General features: G+C 51.0%; 2 tRNA genes and 1 rRNA gene. All 3 read left to right on the plus strand.

The features are described from left to right. Window positions 1-9 precede the first annotated feature (9 nt). The 3 genes from rrf (at window position 10) to WA325_RS21290 (ending at window position 302) form a co-directional block, all read left to right on the plus strand. Window positions 10-125 (plus strand): 5S ribosomal RNA (gene rrf / locus WA325_RS21280). Between the two features lie 22 nt (window positions 126-147). Next, window positions 148-223 (plus strand) — tRNA-Val (locus WA325_RS21285). Window positions 224-226: 3 nt separating this feature from the next. Further along, window positions 227-302: transfer RNA gene (locus tag WA325_RS21290), tRNA-Thr, on the plus strand. Window positions 303-353: the final 51 nt, after the last annotated feature.

The raw sequence follows: 353 nt of genomic DNA on the forward strand, positions 1-353 counted from the left end.
TCTCAATTGTTTGGTGGCGATAGCGAAGAGGTCACACCCGTTCCCATGCCGAACACGGAAGTTAAGCTCTTCAGCGCCGATGGTAGTCGGGGGTTTCCCCCTGTGAGAGTAGGACGCCGCCAAGCAATTGCACGTTAGTGCAATTATGGAGGATTAGCTCAGCTGGGAGAGCATCTGCCTTACAAGCAGAGGGTCGGCGGTTCGAGCCCGTCATCCTCCACCATTTGCCGGTGTAGCTCAATTGGTAGAGCAACTGACTTGTAATCAGTAGGTTGGGGGTTCAAGTCCTCTTGCCGGCACCACTTTTATATGATATAATATTCAAGTCTCTTGTAAGAAGAGCCATTAGCTCA

Origin of the sequence: Bacillus sp. 205(2023), from assembly GCF_037027485.1 — a bacterium.
GTDB classification, from domain to species: domain Bacteria; phylum Bacillota; class Bacilli; order Bacillales; family Bacillaceae; genus Bacillus; species Bacillus halotolerans.